13 protein-coding genes are annotated in these 15928 nt (G+C 67.9%); 12 read left to right on the top strand and 1 reads right to left on the bottom strand.

The features are described from left to right. Nucleotides 1-3 precede the first annotated feature (3 nt). The 6 genes from xerC to AC1Q5B_RS02050 all read left to right on the top strand — a co-directional run bounded on the left by xerC (nt 4) and on the right by AC1Q5B_RS02050 (nt 5281). On the top strand, nt 4-885 hold the full coding sequence (gene xerC, locus AC1Q5B_RS02075) for a tyrosine recombinase XerC (protein WP_492630082.1): 882 nt from the start codon (nt 4-6) through the stop codon (nt 883-885). A gap of 74 nt (nt 886-959) precedes the next feature. Further along, complete coding sequence (gene hslV, locus AC1Q5B_RS02070) at nt 960-1511, top strand: ATP-dependent protease subunit HslV (RefSeq protein WP_448244697.1); 552 nt, start codon at nt 960-962, stop codon at nt 1509-1511. 68 nt (nt 1512-1579) lie between these two features. After that, nucleotides 1580-2965 carry an ATP-dependent protease ATPase subunit HslU gene (gene hslU / locus AC1Q5B_RS02065; protein ID WP_492630081.1) on the top strand — a complete coding sequence of 462 codons (1386 nt, stop codon included), beginning with the start codon at nt 1580-1582 and terminating at the stop codon, nt 2963-2965. A gap of 168 nt (nt 2966-3133) precedes the next feature. Next, complete coding sequence (locus tag AC1Q5B_RS02060; RefSeq protein ID WP_492630080.1) at nt 3134-3472, top strand: zinc ribbon domain-containing protein YjdM; 339 nt, start codon at nt 3134-3136, stop codon at nt 3470-3472. Nucleotides 3473-3503: 31 nt separating this feature from the next. Next, nucleotides 3504-4817: an SDR family oxidoreductase gene (locus AC1Q5B_RS02055; protein ID WP_492630079.1), complete on the top strand. Its 1314-nt coding sequence runs from the start codon at nt 3504-3506 to the stop codon at nt 4815-4817. Next, on the top strand, nt 4817-5281 hold the full coding sequence (locus AC1Q5B_RS02050; protein ID WP_492630078.1) for a DUF2269 family protein: 465 nt from the start codon (nt 4817-4819) through the stop codon (nt 5279-5281). The genes AC1Q5B_RS02055 and AC1Q5B_RS02050 overlap by 1 nt, the downstream gene beginning before the upstream one ends. Before the next feature lie 15 nt (nt 5282-5296). Here the strand turns inward: AC1Q5B_RS02050 and AC1Q5B_RS02045 are convergent, their stop codons facing one another. Continuing rightward, nucleotides 5297-5752, bottom strand: coding sequence for a nucleoside deaminase (locus AC1Q5B_RS02045; protein ID WP_492630077.1), 456 nt, complete (start codon nt 5750-5752; stop codon nt 5297-5299). A 144-nt stretch (nt 5753-5896) separates the two neighbouring features. Between AC1Q5B_RS02045 and AC1Q5B_RS02040 the strand changes: the two genes are divergently transcribed. From AC1Q5B_RS02040 to AC1Q5B_RS02015, 6 genes are all read left to right on the top strand, one after another. Then, the gene (locus AC1Q5B_RS02040) at nt 5897-7525 is read left to right on the top strand and encodes a metallopeptidase domain-containing protein (RefSeq protein WP_492630076.1); all 1629 of its coding nucleotides are present in this window, start codon (nt 5897-5899) and stop codon (nt 7523-7525) included. A 341-nt stretch (nt 7526-7866) separates the two neighbouring features. Then, on the top strand, nt 7867-9429 hold the full coding sequence (locus AC1Q5B_RS02035; protein ID WP_492630075.1) for a metallopeptidase domain-containing protein: 1563 nt from the start codon (nt 7867-7869) through the stop codon (nt 9427-9429). A 251-nt stretch (nt 9430-9680) separates the two neighbouring features. Further along, nucleotides 9681-11363 (top strand): metallopeptidase domain-containing protein, encoded by a 1683-nt coding sequence (locus tag AC1Q5B_RS02030; protein WP_492630074.1) that lies wholly within the window; start codon nt 9681-9683, stop codon nt 11361-11363. 201 nt (nt 11364-11564) lie between these two features. Then, complete coding sequence (locus tag AC1Q5B_RS02025; RefSeq protein ID WP_492630073.1) at nt 11565-13145, top strand: metallopeptidase domain-containing protein; 1581 nt, start codon at nt 11565-11567, stop codon at nt 13143-13145. Nucleotides 13146-13182: 37 nt separating this feature from the next. Continuing rightward, nucleotides 13183-13944 (top strand): bifunctional demethylmenaquinone methyltransferase/2-methoxy-6-polyprenyl-1,4-benzoquinol methylase UbiE, encoded by a 762-nt coding sequence (ubiE, locus tag AC1Q5B_RS02020; RefSeq protein WP_492630072.1) that lies wholly within the window; start codon nt 13183-13185, stop codon nt 13942-13944. 60 nt (nt 13945-14004) lie between these two features. Beyond that, entirely contained in the window at nt 14005-15918 is a 1914-nt protein-coding gene (locus AC1Q5B_RS02015) for a M1 family metallopeptidase (RefSeq protein WP_492630071.1), read from the top strand. Nucleotides 15919-15928: the final 10 nt, after the last annotated feature.

Here is a 15928-nt window from a genome sequence, read left to right as displayed (position 1 = left end):
GGCATGTACGCCGTCGCCGACTTCCTGGCCCATCTCGAGGTCGAACGCCGCGTCTCCGCGCATACGCTGGACGCCTACCGTCGTGACCTCATCGCGCTGACCGACTGGGCGCAGGCCCTGGGCATCGCGGATCTCGTCGAAGTGCAGCCGGAACAGCTGCGCGGCTTCGTCGCCAGCGAGCATCGGCGCGGCCTGTCGCCCAAGAGCCTGCAACGCCGCCTGTCGGCATGCCGCAGCTATTACCAGTGGCTGCTCAAGCACGGTCGTATCGCCGCCAGTCCTGCCGCGGCGCTGCGCGCGCCCAAGGCGCCGCGCAAGTTGCCGCAGGTGCTGGATGCGGACGAAGCCGTCAGGCTGGTCGAAGTCCCGACCGACGCGCCGCTGGGCAGGCGTGATCGCGCGCTGCTCGAACTCTTCTATTCCTCCGGCCTGCGCCTGAGCGAACTGTGCGCGCTGCGCTGGCGCGATCTGGACATGGCCGGCGGGATGGTCACGGTGCTGGGCAAGGGCAGCAAGGAACGCAAGGTGCCGGTCGGTTCGCATGCGCGCAACGCGCTGGTCGAGTGGCGGCAGGAAAGACCGGCGGCGAACGAGGCCTTCGTGTTCCCCGGTCGCGGCGACGGACCGATCTCGCAGCGCGCCGTGCAGATCCGCATCAAGCAGCTCGCGCAGCGGCAGGGTCTGTTCAAGCACGTCCATCCGCACATGCTGCGGCACAGTTTCGCCAGCCACATCCTGGAATCGTCCGGCGACCTGCGCGGCGTGCAGGAACTGCTCGGCCACGCCGACATCGCCACCACCCAGATCTATACGCACCTGGACTTCCAGCATCTGGCCAAGGTGTACGACGCGGCGCATCCAAGAGCGAAGCGGAAGAAGGGCTGAATCGTCCCGCCGAAAGTCATGCTTGAACCGGGCGTCGGTGTCCCCACCTCAGGGAGAACACCCCGGAGGCCTCCATGGACCCCAGCCAGAATCCCCACGTCTTCCACGCCACCACCATCCTGTCCGTGCGCCGCAACGGCCGTGTCGCCGTCGCCGGCGATGGCCAGGTGACGCTGGGCCACACGGTGATGAAAGGCAACGCCCGCAAGGTGCGCCGGCTCGGCCGCGACGGCCAGGTGCTGGCGGGCTTCGCCGGCGCCGCGGCCGATGCGTTCACGCTGTTCGAACTGTTCGAGGCCAAGCTGGAGAAGCATGGCCAGCTGACGCGCGCAGCCGTCGAACTCGCGAAGGACTGGCGCACCGAGCGTCGCCTGGGCAAGCTCGAAGCGCTGCTCGCGGTCGCCGACAAGGAAACCTCGCTGATCATCAGCGGCACCGGCGACGTCATCGAGCCGGAGGACGGCATCATCGCGATCGGCTCCGGCGGTTCCTACGCCCTGTCCGCCGCGCGCGCGCTGCTCGCGCATACCGAGCTGGACGCGAAGTCGATCGCGGTCGAGTCGCTGAACATCGCCGGCGACATCTGCATCTACACCAACCGCAACGTGGTGGTCGAAGAGCTCTGAAGCTCCGATCGCCGTTCCGTTCCGGCCATCACGGTCGGGGCTGAAGCCCCTCCTACAGAACACTCCCCATGACCGAAAACACCTCCTCCACCATGACCCCGCGCGAGATCGTGCAGGAACTCGACCGCCATATCGTCGGCCAGCAGGCCGCCAAGCGCGCCGTCGCCATCGCGTTGCGCAACCGCTGGCGACGCATGCAGCTCGACGACGGCCTGCGCAACGAAGTCATGCCGAAGAACATCCTGCTGATCGGCCCCACCGGCGTCGGCAAGACCGAGATCGCGCGCCGCCTGGCGACGCTGGCCAACGCGCCGTTCGTCAAAGTCGAAGCCACGCGTTTCACCGAGGTCGGCTACGTGGGCAAGGACGTCGAGCAGATCGTCCGCGACCTCGCCGACACCGCGGTGAAGATGTACCGCGAGCAGGCCAAGGCGCGGATGCGGACCCAGGCCGAGGAGCGTGCCGAGGACCGCATCCTGGATGCGCTGCTGCCGCGACGCGACGCCGCGGGCGGCAACGCCTTCGGTTTCGGCGCCACGACGACGGTCGACATCGGCGCGGAACCCTCGTCGAAGGAATCGGAGACCCGGCAAAAGCTGCGTCGCCAGCTGCGCAACGGCGACCTGGACGACCGCGAGATCGAGCTGGAATTGGCCGCCAACGTCGGCGTCGACATCATGACGCCGCCCGGCATGGAAGAGATGGGCCAGCAGCTGCGGCAGATGTTCTCCAATCTCGGTGGCCAGAAGACCCACAAGCGCACCGTGACCATCAAGGCCGCACGTCCGCAGCTGATCGAAGAGGAAGCCGCCAAGCTGGTCAACGAGGACGACATCCGCGCCGCCGCCATCGAGGCCTGCGAACAGCACGGCATCGTCTTCATCGACGAAATCGACAAGGTCGCCAAGCGCAGCGGCAACATGAGCGGCGCCGATGTCAGCCGCGAAGGCGTGCAGCGCGACCTGCTGCCGCTGGTCGAGGGCAGCAACGTATCGACCAAGTACGGTACGGTGAAGACCGACCACATCCTGTTCATTGCCTCGGGTGCGTTCCACCTGGCCAAGCCGAGCGACCTGATTCCCGAGCTGCAGGGCCGCTTCCCGATCCGCGTCGAGCTGTCGGCGTTGAGCAAGGAGGATTTCATCCGCATCCTGACCGAGCCCAAGGCCGCGCTGACCAGGCAGTACGTGGAACTGATGAAGACCGAGGGCGTGGCGTTGCGCTTCACCGACGACGCCGTGGACCGTCTTGCCGAGATCGCCGCGCTCGTCAACGAGCGGCAGGAGAACATCGGTGCGCGCCGCCTGCACACCGTGCTCGAGCGCCTGCTGGATACGCTGAGCTACGAGGCGCCGGACCGCGACGGCCAGAACATCACCATCGACCGTGCGTATGTCGATGCACACCTCGGTGAGCTGGCGCAGGATCCGGACCTGAGCCGCTATATCCTGTAATCGCGACTGCGTGGGGCGGAGCTCGCTCCGCTGCTGTCGCGTGCGTGCCGCGGAATGCGGCCTGCTGTGTGCGGAGTCGAGCGAGCTCGACGCTACGGCTTCGCGGGGATGCGGACGCAGGGCGTCGGTTACAATCACGCCTCCCTTCGTACGACGTCCCCCTTCTTGATGAGCACGCTGCCGCCCTGCCCGCAATGCGGATCCGAGTACACCTACGAGGATGGCACGCAGCTGACGTGCCCGGAGTGCGGCCATGAATGGTCGCTCGAGGCGTCCACGGCCGGCGATGACGAACGCGTCATCAAGGACGCCAACGGCAACCTGCTGCAGGATGGCGACACGGTCACCGTCATCAAGGACCTGAAGGTCAAGGGGTCGTCGCTGGTGGTGAAGGTCGGCACCAAGGTCAAGAACATCCGCCTGGTCGACGGCGACCACGACATCGACTGCAAGATCGACGGCATCGGTGCGATGAAGCTGAAGTCGGAGTTCGTGCGCAAGGCCTGACCTCCAACCCCGCCGGACAAGGAGCGACCGCATGGCAACGAGTGTCGAAGTCCCGCAGGACGGACAGGGGCGCACCGTCATGGTGGTCGGGGGCGGAGGGTTCATCGGGGGCTATCTGGTCGCGGCGCTCCGCCGTCATGGCTGGCGGGTCGTGCTCGCGGTACGCCCGCGCGCGCGCCTGCGCGAGGACGAACGCGCCTGCGACCTGAGGAAGATGCTGCGCGCGGAGGACTGGATGCCGCTGCTGGGTGGTGTGGATGCGGTCGTCAACGCTGCCGGCATCCTGCGCGAGGAGAAGGGACAGACGTTCGAGGCGATCCACGTCGCTGCTCCGCTCGCGCTGGCGCAGGCCTGCGTGGTGTCCGGCGTGACGCGCTTCGTGCAGGTGTCGGCGCTCGGGCGCTCGGACGACGGACCTTTCATCGCGAGCAAGCATCGCTTCGACGAACGCCTGTCCGACCTGCCGCTGTCGTCCGTCGTGCTGCGTCCCTCGGTGGTCTATTCGGTCAGCGGTTCGTACGGCGGCACCTCGCTGCTGCGCGCGCTGGCGGGATTCCCCGGCATGCAGTGGCTGCCCGGCGATGGGCGCTGGCAGGTGCAGCCGCTGGCAGCGGAGGATCTGGGAGAACTGGTGGCGCGTGCGGCGGCCGGCACGATGACAGGAACGTACGACATCGGTGGACCCACGCCGCTGTCGCTGCGTGACTACCAGACCCAATGGCGGCGCTGGCTGCGGATTCCCGGTGAGCGCATCGTCGCCGTGCCGGAGGTCTGCGTGTCGCTGGCGGTGTCGGTGATGGAGCGCCTGGGACGCGGTCCGGTCGGGCGCACGATGTGGCGCATGCTCCAGCGCGGCAACACCACCGCAGCGGATGCGGCCGATCGCCTGCAGGCGGACTTCGGCCTGAGGCCGCGCGCGCTGTCCGAGGCGCTGCACCAGGCGCCCAGCCAGGTGCAGGACCGCTGGCAGGCACAGCTCTATTTCCTCGCGCCCGCGCTGCGGTGGGTCGTGGTGGCCTTGTGGCTGCTGTCGGCGTGGGCGGGTTTCGTCACTCCTGCGGCGGATATCCTGCGCCTGTCCGCAGGCACGCCGCTGGACACGGTGCAGCCCGTGCTGCTTGCACGCGCGGGCGGCGCGGTCGACCTGCTGCTCGGCCTGTGGCTGGCGTCGGGTTGGCGGCCGCGCGCCGCCATAAGCGCGATGCTCGCGCTGGTGCTGACCTACACGCTGCTGCTCGGCGGACTGGCGCCGGCGGTGTGGTGGGATCCCTTGGGCGGGCTGGCGAAGAACCTGGTGCTGCTGCCGGCACTCGCGGTGCTGTGGGTGCTGACGGAGCGACGCTGATGACCTACCTCTGGGTGAAGTGGATCCACATCCTCGCCTCCACGCTGCTGTTCGGTACGGGGTTGGGCATCGCCTTCTTCATGTGGATCGCCCATCTTCGCGGCGATGCGCGCGTGATCGCATCGACGGCTCGCACGGTCGTCATCGCCGATGCCTGCTTCACCGCGCCAGCCGTCGTGGTGCAGTTGGCCAGCGGCCTTTGGCTGACGCATCTGCTCGGCCTGCCGTTGGACGTGTTCTGGGTGAAGACGGCGCTGCTGCTGTTCTTCGTGATCGGCGCCTGCTGGTTGCCCGTGCTGTGGTTGCAGGTCCGCGCTCGTGATCTGGCGTTGCGCGCTGTCACCGAAGGGACGCCGCTACCGCCGGCCTACCATCGCGCCATGCGCTGGTGGTTCTGGCTGGGCTGGCCGGCCTTCATCAGTGTCATCGCCATCTTCTGGCTGATGGTGATGAAGCCTTCATGAGAGGATCCGGCGGCATCAGTCCTCGCCGATGTCCTCGTTCCACACCTCGGGATGGGCGCGGATGTAGCCACCGAGCAGGTCGATGCATTCCTGGCTCTGCAGGTCGATGACGTTGACGCCGGATTCGCGCAGCCACCCGATGCCGCCCTGGAAGGTCACCGATTCGCCGACCACCACGGTACCGATGTTGAACTGGCGCACCAGGCCGCTGCAGTACCAGCACGGCGCCAGCGTGGTGACCATGATCGTGTCGCGGTAGCGGCGCTGGCGCCCGGCCTTGCGGAAGGCATCGGTTTCGCCATGCACGGAGGGATCGCTTTCCTGCACGCGCCGGTTGTGACCGCAGCCGAGCAGGCGTCCGTCCTGGTGGTAAAGCGCCGCGCCGATCGGGATGCCGCCTTCGGCCAGGCCGAGGCGCGCTTCGGCGATGGCGGTTTCGAGCAGGGCGCGGTAATCGGGGGTGGTGATCATGAGGAGCGGAGACCGGCGGTCGGGAAAGGCCGGAGATGATACTGGCAGAGAATGTGATGCCACGCACGGCGGCTATGGCGCGCACTCGTTAGAACGGACGGCGTGGTGCGCGATGTGCATCGGGGATCGAGGGAGCCGGGGATCATGAAGAGGGACGTCGAGGCCATGCCGCGCGCTGTGCGGGTTCTGGCGCTGCTGGGTGCCGTCTGCGGACTGTCGTTCGCGACCGCGCTGCGCGCCCAGGCGATAGAGCAGGGCCTGCTGCAGCTGGAATGGGGCGATCCGCCGCGTGTCGTGCCCGGCCAGCCGCGCCTCGCACCCCGTTTCAATGCATCGCTGCTCAAGGACGATGGAAGCCGCATCGCCCTCGATCCGGTGCAGGCCAGGCTCGCGGCGGGCGACCTGTACGTGCTGGCCAACCGTCGCGTGGCGGTGGCCTTCGCAGCGCAGGGGCGGGTGATGTCCTCCTCGCCCGCCATCGAGGCCATCGTACCGGTCGAGCGCGTTACCTCGTCCGCGCAGGTGCACGCCGCGAACGCGCGGGTCATGGCGGCGGCGCCGGTCAGCGGCACCACCCGCTGGGTGACCCTGATGTGCAAGTTCAACGACATCGTGGACGAACAGAGGGACCAGGCGTTCTTCCAGGCCCAGTACGGCGAAGGCGTCGGGCAGCTCGGCCACTACTGGCGCGAAGTGTCCTACAACAAGATCAACCTGGCCGGCAGTACCGCGCACGGCTGGTACACGCTGCCGAGCCCGCGCTCGACCTACGTGACCAAGGTGGATGGCAAGGACAAGGCGGATCTCAACAAGCTGTTCACGGATTGCGCGTCCGCGACGCCGGACACGCTCGACCTCAATGGTCCCGTGGGCATCAACATGATGTTCAACGGCGATCTCGACGGCTTCGCCTGGGGCGGGCAGAGTTGCGCCACGGTGCGCGGTGCGCGGCTGTGCAAGCGCGTTACCTGGAATCCGCCGTGGTCGTTCCGCAACCTCGCCCCGCTGGCGCACGAAATGGGGCACGGCTATGGCCTGCCGCATTCGGACAACTCCGACGGCGACAGCGACACCTACGACAATCCGTGGGACGTGATGAGCGACGCGTGGTCCAATGCGGTGAGCGATGCCACCTATGGCGCGCGTCCCAAGCACATCAACATCTTCCAGCGGCATCGCCTGAGCTGGGTGGATGCGCCGCGCCAGCAGGTCCTGGTGCTCGGCGATTTGGCCACGCGCGACGTGGCGCTGGACTACGCGCACCTTGCGGGTTCGGCCAATGTGCAGATGCTGGTGCTGTCGCTGTCTCCGCAGCCGGATCCCTATGCGACCCTCGTGTACACGCTGGAGGCGCGCAAGCGCGAGGGCACCTATGAAGGCAACCTCGCCGGCAATGCGGTGATCATCCACAAGGTGGAGCGCTCGGGCACGGCCTACAGCATCGATGCCAGCGTGCCTCCCGCGGACGTGTCCAACAACGAAGGCTCGATGTTCAAGGTGGGCGAGCGCTGGGTGACGCCCGAAGGCTCGCATGCCGTCACGATCAAGTCGCAGACGGCGACGGGCTTCGTGCTGACCGTGGGGCCGCCGCGGGTCATGAGCAGCCCGTTGCCTGCGCGCCTGAAGCCGGATGCGGTGGCGCCTTCCGCGCCCGCGCGGCCTGCGGTTGCACCCGCGGCCACGGAGGCGCGCACGCGCGCGCCGGCGGGCGCACGATGCGGCATCGATGGCGCGCGTGCGCGCGACGCCCTGTGCGCGATCCGCGAGCGCTGAGTGTAGGTAACGTCCCTACACGCCCGGTGCGCGCCCCGACATCGTGTAAGTACGCGCTGTCAGGACGGAAAACGACGATGTTCGCCCTCGATTCCTGACGCGCATCGCAGTTCGGGACATCGGGCGCCATTTCCGGGAGAAGCCCCTCAAGACCTCACTCCTGCTGCCGACACCCCGGCCATGGCGGCGTCATCTCGACCCGCTCATCGTGAATGGGGTCGCGCGTGGTCAAACACCGATCAGCCGACATGCGATGCGAGGGCGTTCGGGCGCTCCTGCTCGCGGGAATGTCGGTCATGGCATGCATCCTTCCGAGTCTTCCGCTTCGCGCGGAGACGGTGATGCAGGGAACGTTGCAATTGCAGTGGGCGGATCCGCCACGCGCGCAGCAACGCCTTGCGCAGGGAACGCCGCAGTTGGATGCGTGGCTGGACATGGGCCCGGGAAAGCGCATCGCGCTGGACGTGGCGCAGGCGCAACGCGCGGCAGGTGATCTGTATGCGCTGGCCAATCGCCGTGTCGCGGTTTCGTACGAGACGCGCGCGAACATCGCCGCCACATCGTCGAAGGTGATGTCCGCCAGCGCGGCCACGCCATCGATCAGCACCATCGTGCCCACCGACACGTTGCCGGCGCGTGCGCTCGCGACGGGTGCGGACGGGCGCGTGATGGCGGCGGCGCCCGTGCTCGGGGCGACGCGCTGGATCACGCTGATGTGCAGGTTCGCGGACATCGCGACGGAGCAGAAGCCGCGCAGCTACTTCCAGGCACAGTACGGCAATGCGCCGGGTCAGCTGGGCCACTACTGGTCCGAAGTGTCCTACGGCCAGATCAATCTCGCCGGCAGTTCGGCGCACGGGTGGTACGCCTTGCCGAAGCCGCGGTCCGCCTACCTGGCCGACGTCAACGGCAAGCAGAAGGCGCAGCTGTCGGAGTTGTTCGCCGACTGCGCGGCGGCCGCCGACGCCGATGTGGATTTCGCCGGCATCCAGGGCGTCAACCTGATGTTCAACGGCGAACTGGACGGCAATGCGTGGGGCGGCGGTGCGTGCACCACGCTGGATGGCGTCTACACCTGCACGCGCGTGACGTGGAGCCCGCCCTGGTCGTTCGCCAACCTCGCGCCGCTGGCACACGAGATGGGGCACGGCTACGGCCTGCCGCACTCCAACAACTCCGACGGCGACAGCGATACGTACGACAACCCGTGGGATGTCATGAGCGATGCATGGCGCAATGCCACCACGGACGCCACGTACGGGCTGCTGCCGAAGCATCCCAACATGTACCAGCGCGAGCGCCTGGGTTGGTTGCCCGCATCGCGGAAGCGCGTCATCGCTGCCGACAACCGGGAGACGCTCGAGTTCGTCCTGGACGCGGGCAGCGTGCTGAAGACGGGCAATACCCAGCTCGTGGTGCTCGCCCTGCCGGCACAGCCCGACCCCTACAGGACGGTGATCTACACGCTGGAGGCGCGCCGCCGCACCGGCACGTACGAGTCGAATCTCGCTGGCGACGCCGTCATCATCCACAAGCTGGAAGACTACGGCATCGCCTACAGCGTCGACCGCGACACGCCGCCCGCCACTGTCTCCAGCAACGAAGGGTCGATGCTCAAGGTCGGTGGCCGATGGAACACGCCCGACGGGCTGCATTGGGTCCAGGTGGTTTCCGCGACGGCGGACGGTTTCGTGGTTCGCGTCGGTCCTCGGCCGCGCTCGATGAGTTCGCCCGCGCCCGTGCTCGAGCGGCCGGCCACCGTAGCGTCGTCGTCTCCTGCCATGCCGGCTTCGACGGCACCGTCTGCACCTGTGGTTCGACCGTCGGCGCCACGCCGGCGCGGCTGCGACTTGCTGCCCTCGCTGTTGCGGGTGGCGCCGGTGTGCGCGCTGCTCGAACGGTGAGTGCGATGTCGACGGCGCGCAGGTCGCGACTGTCGATGTAATCGCATTCACGTGTGACAGGACGCGGCGCGGCGGACAACACTGCATTCGTATTCGTCGTGGCGGAATGCGCAATGCAGCGCAGGCGAACACGGACGCGCATTCCAGAATCGGAATGCCGTCGCCGGAAGTGCGGATTCGCTTGCCGCATTCGATGCTGCTTGGCGATGTCCCGAGTAGTCGCGCGTCGCTGCGCGCACTCGGAGCACATCATGGGTTCGAAGAAGGGGATCGCACGGCGTGCGGCCATGCGGGCCGTCGTGTGGCTGACGTGCCTGTCCGCTGGCGTCGCGACAACCGCCGATGCGCACGCCGACGAGATCGTGCAGGGCGTGCTTCAGCTGCGATGGGGCGATGCGCCGCGCACGCCGCAAGGACATGCGCCGGCGCCATCCCAGTTCGAGGCATGGCTGGACGCGGGACCGGGCCGCCGTTATCGCCTGGATGTGGCGCAGGCGAAGCGCGCGGCGGGCGACCTGTATGCGCTGTCGAACCGCCGTGTGGCCGTGTCCTATGCTGTGCGCCCCGACGTCGTGTCCGGCGGCGGCAAGGTGATGTCCGCCGCCGCTGCCGTGCCAGCGATCAGCGCCATCGTGCCGGCCGACCGCGTGCCGCAACGCGCGGTGGCGGCGGAAGCGGATGGCCGCGTGATGGCGGCGGCGCCGATGGTGGGCAGCACGCGCTGGGTCACGCTGATGTGCAAGTTCGCCGACGTCGCGGCCGAACAGAAGCCCCGCGCCTACTTCCAGTCCCAGTACGGCAACGCGCCCGGCCAGCTCGGTCATTACTGGTCCGAGGTGTCCTACGGCGCGATCGATCTGGAAGGCAGCAGTGCGCACGGCTGGTATGTGCTGCCGAAGCCGAGATCCGCCTATGTCAGCGTGGTCAACGGCCGGCAGAAGGCGGACCTGTCGCAGCTGTTCGCCGACTGCACCGCACAGGCCCATGCCGAGGTCGCGTTCGCCGGCCTGCAGGGCGTCAACCTGATGTTCAATGCCGAACTCGATGGCAGCGCCTGGGGTGGCGGCGCCTGCGCCATGCTCGACGGCGCGTACACGTGCACGCGCGCGACGTGGAACCCGCCCTGGTCGTTCGCCAACCTGGCGCCGCTCGCGCACGAGATGGGGCACGGCTACGGTCTGCCGCATTCGGACAACTCCGACGGCGACAGCGACACCTACGACAATCCCTGGGATCTCATGAGCGATGCCTGGCGCAGGGCGACGACGGACGCCACCTACGGCCTGTTGCCCAAGCATCTGAACATGTACCAGCGCGAACGACTGGGCTGGGTAACCGCCGACCGCAAGCGCACGGTCAAGGCGGACAATCGCGACAGCCATGAGATCGCGCTGGATGTCGCCGGCCTGCAGGACAGCGCGGACGCCCAACTGGTGGTGTTGGCCATGCCTGCGCAACCCGATCCTTACAGGACAGTGATCTATACGCTGGAGGCGCGGCGTCGCCACGGCGTCTACGAGTCCGCGCTGGCCGGCGACGCGGTGATCATCCATCGGGTCGAGGATTACGGGATCGCCCGCAGTGTGGATGCCGACGTGCCGGTGGCCGACGTCTCGTCGAACGAGGGGTCGATGCTGAAGATCGGGGAACAGTGGAGCACGCCAGACGGTCGGCATTCGGTGGAGGTGGTCGCCGAGACGGCGAGGGGTTTCATCATCCGGGTCGGGCCACGCCCGCGTGCGATGAGTGGGCCGGCGCCTGCGCTGGTGAGCAACCATGCGGTGCAGCAGGCCGGCGTGGCCGCGGGATCGTCGTCGGCACAGGTTTCGGTCGTCGCGCAGGCCGCCTTGCCGTCGCGGGTGTTGCCGCGCGGTTGCCGATCCCTGCCGCGTGCGCTGCGCTTGCCGTGGGTGTGCGCGCTGCTGGCGCACTGAGCGGCCGGAGAAGCGGAAACCTCTTGGCGAAACATGCGCTATGTCGCGGAATCGCGGCGCGGAGGCCTTTCTTCCTGCCGCCGGTTTCCGCCTTCCGCGCCTGTTCGCGATAAGTCCTGTGTCGTGTGATGTCACGACGGGGAGGAAGACGTGGGATCACAGCTGGAGTCGGGGAAACGCGCTGTCGGATGGCAGTCACGGTTGTGCGCCCTCGTGGTGGCGTGCGCCGGCCCGCTGCCGCAGGCCTGGGCAGGCGACATCGTGCAGGGCACGCTGCAACTGCGCTGGGGCGATGCGCGTGCCGCGCCGACGGGCCGTGCTTCCGTCCCGGCGTTGACCGAAGCGTGGCTGGAACGGGCGCCGGGTGTGCGCTCCCGGCTGGACGTCGCCGAGGCGCAGCGTGCGGCGGGCGATCTTGCCGCCTTGTCGAACCGGCACGTGGCCGTGTCGTACGTATCGCGCAATGGCGTTGGCACGGCGCTCGCCATCGAGACCATCGTGCCGGTCGGCCAGCTGCCACGACGCGCCCTCGCGCAGGAAGCCGGTGGCCGCATCGCGATGGCGGCTCCGGTGAGCGGCGGCAGTCGCTGGGTCACGCTGATGTGCAGGTTCTCCGATGTGATGACGGAGCCGAAGTCGCGGGCGTTCTTCCAGGCCCAGTACGGCGATGCGCCGGGACAGCTGGGTCACTACTGGTCGGAAGTCTCCTACGGCGCCATCAACCTGGCCGGAAGCACCGCGTATGGCTGGTACGCATTGCCGGCGCCGCGCGCCGCCTACATTGCCGACGTCGTCGGCAGGCCGCGGGCGGACCTGTCGCGGCTGTTCAGCGACTGCACCGCACAGGCGGAAGCGGACGTCGACTTCCGCAACGTGCAGGGCATCAACCTGGTGTTCAACGGCGAACTCGATGGCCGGGCCTGGGGTGGAGGCGCCTGCGGTCTGCTGGAAGGCGTGCAGGCCTGCACGCGCGCGACCTGGAGCCCGCCGTGGGCCTCGGACAACGTGGCCAGCCTGGCGCATGAAATGGGCCACGGCTACGGATTGCCGCACTCGGACAATTCCGACGGCGACACCGATACGCACGACAACCCCTGGGACCTGATGAGCGATGCCTGGCGCCGTGCCGCCAGCGATCCCGTGTTGGGTCTGCTGCCCAAGCACCTGAACATGCAGCAGCGCGATCGCCTGGGCTGGGTGGCTCCCGCTCGCAAGCGGGTGGTGCAGGCCGACAACGAGACGGTCCACGAGATCGTGCTGGATGCGGGCAGCATCCTCGCCTCGGGCCACGTGCAGCTGGTGGTGCTGGCCGGTGCGGCGCAACCCGATCCCTACCAGACCGTGTCCTACACGCTCGAGGCGCGACGCCGCAGCGGCACCTACGAGTCGCACCTCGCAGGCGATGCGGTGATCGTGCACCGGGTGGCTGGCAATGGCGTGGCCTACAGCATCGACACGGATACGCCGCCCGCGGACCTGGCGGACAACGAGGGTTCGATGTTGCGGGTCGGCGAGCACTGGAGTACGCCCGATGGCAGGCACTGGGTGTCGGTCGTCGCGTCGACATCGACCGGTTTCCATCTGCGGGTTGGACCGCGTCCGCGGGTGATGAGTACCCCGGCGCCCCCACTGGAGCGCGTGGCGGCTGGCATGCCTGTCTCTGCGGGGGCGGCAGTCGTCGGCGATGCGCCCTTGCGCCGGTCGCTCCATGGCCGGCCTGTCTGGGGCCTGCCGGCGCGGCGATGGCGGGCGCCGGCGGCCTGTGCGCTGTTCGCGCGGTGAACGGACCCCGGCCGGCGGGTAATGCGATAATCCGGCCATGAGCGAATCCCCCTACGAGCGCGGTACCACCCATTTCGGCTTCCGCGACGTCGCCGCCAAGGACAAGCAGAAGCTGGTCGGCGAGGTCTTCACCTCCGTCGCCGGCAAATACGACCTGATGAACGACCTGATGAGCCTCGGCATCCATCGGGTCTGGAAGCGCTACTTCGTCGGCACCTGCCAAGTGAAGCGCGGCGACCGCGTGCTCGACCTGGCCGGCGGCACCGGCGATATCGCGGCCCTGCTCAAGGATCGTGTGGGCGATACCGGCCAGATCGTGCTGGGGGACATCAATGCCGGCATGCTGTCGGTCGGCCGCGACCGCATGACCGATCGTGGCGTGGTGCAAGGGCTCGAGTACGTGCAGTGCAACGCCGAGGCGCTGCCGTTCCCGGATGCGAGCTTCGACCTGGTGACTATCGCCTTCGGCCTGCGCAATGTCACCGACAAGGAAGCCGCCTTGCGCGACATGTACCGCGTGCTGAAGGTCGGCGGGCAGGCGCGCGTGCTGGAGTTCTCCGAAGTGACCGTCGACTGGTTCAAGCCGGTCTACGATTTCCACTCGTTCAAGGTGCTGCCGAGGCTGGGCCAGCTGTTCGCGCAGGATGCCGGCAGCTACCAGTACCTGGCCGAGAGCATCCGCAAGCACCCGCCGCAGGCCGAGCTGCAGGGCATGATGGACGCGGCCGGCTTCGCGCGGACCAGCTTCAAGAACCTGTCTGCCGGCATCGTCGCGATCCACACCGGCTACAAGGTCTGAGGGCGGCCGGGCCCCGGCGCGGTAAACTGGGCGCTTCCCCCGTAGCGCTGGAAGTCCCTGATGCGTTCTCTGGCTTTGCTGTTGTCCTGCGCCGCCGTACTGGCGGCCGGTTGTTCCAAGGAACCCGAACCCGCTCCCGTGGCCGCCCCGCCCAAGCCCGCCGTCGAGACGCCCGTCGACCGTGACGAGCACTCCTATGCCGAACCGCAGAAGGTCGCCATCGACGACCTGGCGCTGGACATCGCGGTCGATTTCGACGCCAAGACCATCGGCGGCACGGCGACCTACACGCTGGACTGGAAGGACAAGGCCGCCACCCAGCTGGTGCTGGACACGCGCGACCTGACGATCTCGAAGGTGGAAGGCGAGGCCAACGGCGCCTGGGCGCCGCTGCAGTACGCGCTGGCGCCGAAGGACGCCGTGCTCGGCAGCAAGCTGACCATCGAGACGCCCGCGCGCAACGCCAAGGTCCGGGTCGCCTACACCAGCTCGCCCGAGGCTTCGGGCCTGCAGTGGCTGACGCCGGAAATGACCGAAGGCAAGCGGCTGCCCTTCATGTTCAGCCAGTCCCAGCAGATCCACGCGCGCAGCTGGGTGCCGCTGCAGGACACGCCGCAGGTGCGCTACACCTACAGCGCGCACGTGACCTCGCGCCCGGACGTGATGGTGCTGATGAGCGCCGACAACGACCCGGCCGCCGCGCGCGATGGCGACTACAGCTTCAAGATGCCGCAGAAGATCCCGTCCTACCTGATGGCGATCGCCGCCGGCGATCTGGTGTTCAAGCCGATCTCCGCGCGCAGCGGCGTGTGGGCCGAGCCGGCGATGGTCGACAGGGCCACCAAGGAATTCGAAGACACCGAGAAGATGATCGCCGCCACCGAGCAGCTGTACGGCCCCTACCGCTGGGACCGCTACGACATGCTGGTGCTGCCGCCGTCGTTCCCGTACGGCGGCATGGAGAATCCGCGCCTGAGCTTCATCACGCCGACCGTCATCGTCGGCGACAAGACCCTGGTCTCGCTGATCGCGCATGAACTGGCGCACAGCTGGTCGGGCAACCTGGTGACCTTCTCCAGCGCCAAGCACGGCTGGTTGAACGAGGGCTTCACCAGCTACGTGGAGAACCGCATCGTCGAGGCGCTGTACGGCAAGGAAACGGCGAGCATGGAATATGCCATCGCCCGCAACGGCCTGAAGAAGGAAATCGGCACCATGCCGGAGGCGACGCAGTCGCTGGCGGTCAAGCCGGGCACGCAGCTGGACGCCGACGATGCGCTCAGCGCCGTCTCGTACGACAAGGGCGCGTGGTTCCTGCAGTTCCTGGAAGAGCGCTTCGGCCGGCAGGAGTTCGACGCTTTCCTGCGCGGCTACTTCGACCACTTCGCGTTCCAGAGCATCACCACCGAGCAGTTCCTCGACTACGCGAAGAAGAACCTGTTCGACAAGCATCCCAACCTGGTCAGCGACGCCGAGATCCAGGACTGGGTGTACGGCACGGGCATTCCGGCCAATGCGCCGCAGGTGCAGTCGCGCGCCTTCTCCAACACCGATACGGCGCGCATCGCCTGGCAGGGCAGCGGCCAGCTGCCGAATCCGCAGCTGACCGATGCCTGGGTGACCCAGCAGTGGGTGCACTTCCTCGAGGGCATGGGCGAGAAACTGACCGTCGAGCAGCTGAAGCAGTTGGATGACGCGTACCACTTCACCGGCACCGCCAACGGCGAGATCGCGATGCGCTGGTATCCGCTGACCATCCGCAGCGGCTACGTGGACGCGCGCCCGGAAATCGCCAAGTTCATCGAGCGCGTCGGCCGTCGCAAGCTGATCATGCCGATCTACGAGGAACTGGTGAAGACGCCGGAAGGGCTGGCGCTGGCGAAGGAAAGCTTCGCGCGGGCCAAGCCGGGCTATCACCCGATCACGACCGGCTCGGTCGAAGCGTTGCTGGCGAAGGCGTCGGCAAGCCCGTAACGCATGGCGT

The organism is Pseudoxanthomonas sp. GW835-FHT14C01 (genome assembly GCF_058793715.1).
The sequence above is the reverse complement of the archived record's forward strand: the minus strand, read 5'-3'. Positions and strand labels throughout refer to the sequence as shown.

What these genes read in the sequence shown, in the direction of transcription:
- xerC (WP_492630082.1), top strand. Translation starts at nt 4, where the DNA reads ATGTACGCCGTCGCCGACTTCCTGGCCCATCTCGAGGTCGAACGCCGC.
- hslV (WP_448244697.1), top strand. Translation starts at nt 960, where the DNA reads ATGGACCCCAGCCAGAATCCCCACGTCTTCCACGCCACCACCATCCTG.
- hslU (WP_492630081.1), top strand. Translation starts at nt 1,580, where the DNA reads ATGACCGAAAACACCTCCTCCACCATGACCCCGCGCGAGATCGTGCAG.
- AC1Q5B_RS02060 (WP_492630080.1), top strand. Translation starts at nt 3,134, where the DNA reads ATGAGCACGCTGCCGCCCTGCCCGCAATGCGGATCCGAGTACACCTAC.
- AC1Q5B_RS02055 (WP_492630079.1), top strand. Translation starts at nt 3,504, where the DNA reads ATGGCAACGAGTGTCGAAGTCCCGCAGGACGGACAGGGGCGCACCGTC.
- AC1Q5B_RS02050 (WP_492630078.1), top strand. Translation starts at nt 4,817, where the DNA reads ATGACCTACCTCTGGGTGAAGTGGATCCACATCCTCGCCTCCACGCTG.
- AC1Q5B_RS02045 (WP_492630077.1), bottom strand. Translation starts at nt 5,752, where the DNA reads ATGATCACCACCCCCGATTACCGCGCCCTGCTCGAAACCGCCATCGCC.
- AC1Q5B_RS02040 (WP_492630076.1), top strand. Translation starts at nt 5,897, where the DNA reads ATGAAGAGGGACGTCGAGGCCATGCCGCGCGCTGTGCGGGTTCTGGCG.
- AC1Q5B_RS02035 (WP_492630075.1), top strand. Translation starts at nt 7,867, where the DNA reads ATGCAGGGAACGTTGCAATTGCAGTGGGCGGATCCGCCACGCGCGCAG.
- AC1Q5B_RS02030 (WP_492630074.1), top strand. Translation starts at nt 9,681, where the DNA reads ATGGGTTCGAAGAAGGGGATCGCACGGCGTGCGGCCATGCGGGCCGTC.
- ubiE (WP_492630072.1), top strand. Translation starts at nt 13,183, where the DNA reads ATGAGCGAATCCCCCTACGAGCGCGGTACCACCCATTTCGGCTTCCGC.
- AC1Q5B_RS02015 (WP_492630071.1), top strand. Translation starts at nt 14,005, where the DNA reads ATGCGTTCTCTGGCTTTGCTGTTGTCCTGCGCCGCCGTACTGGCGGCC.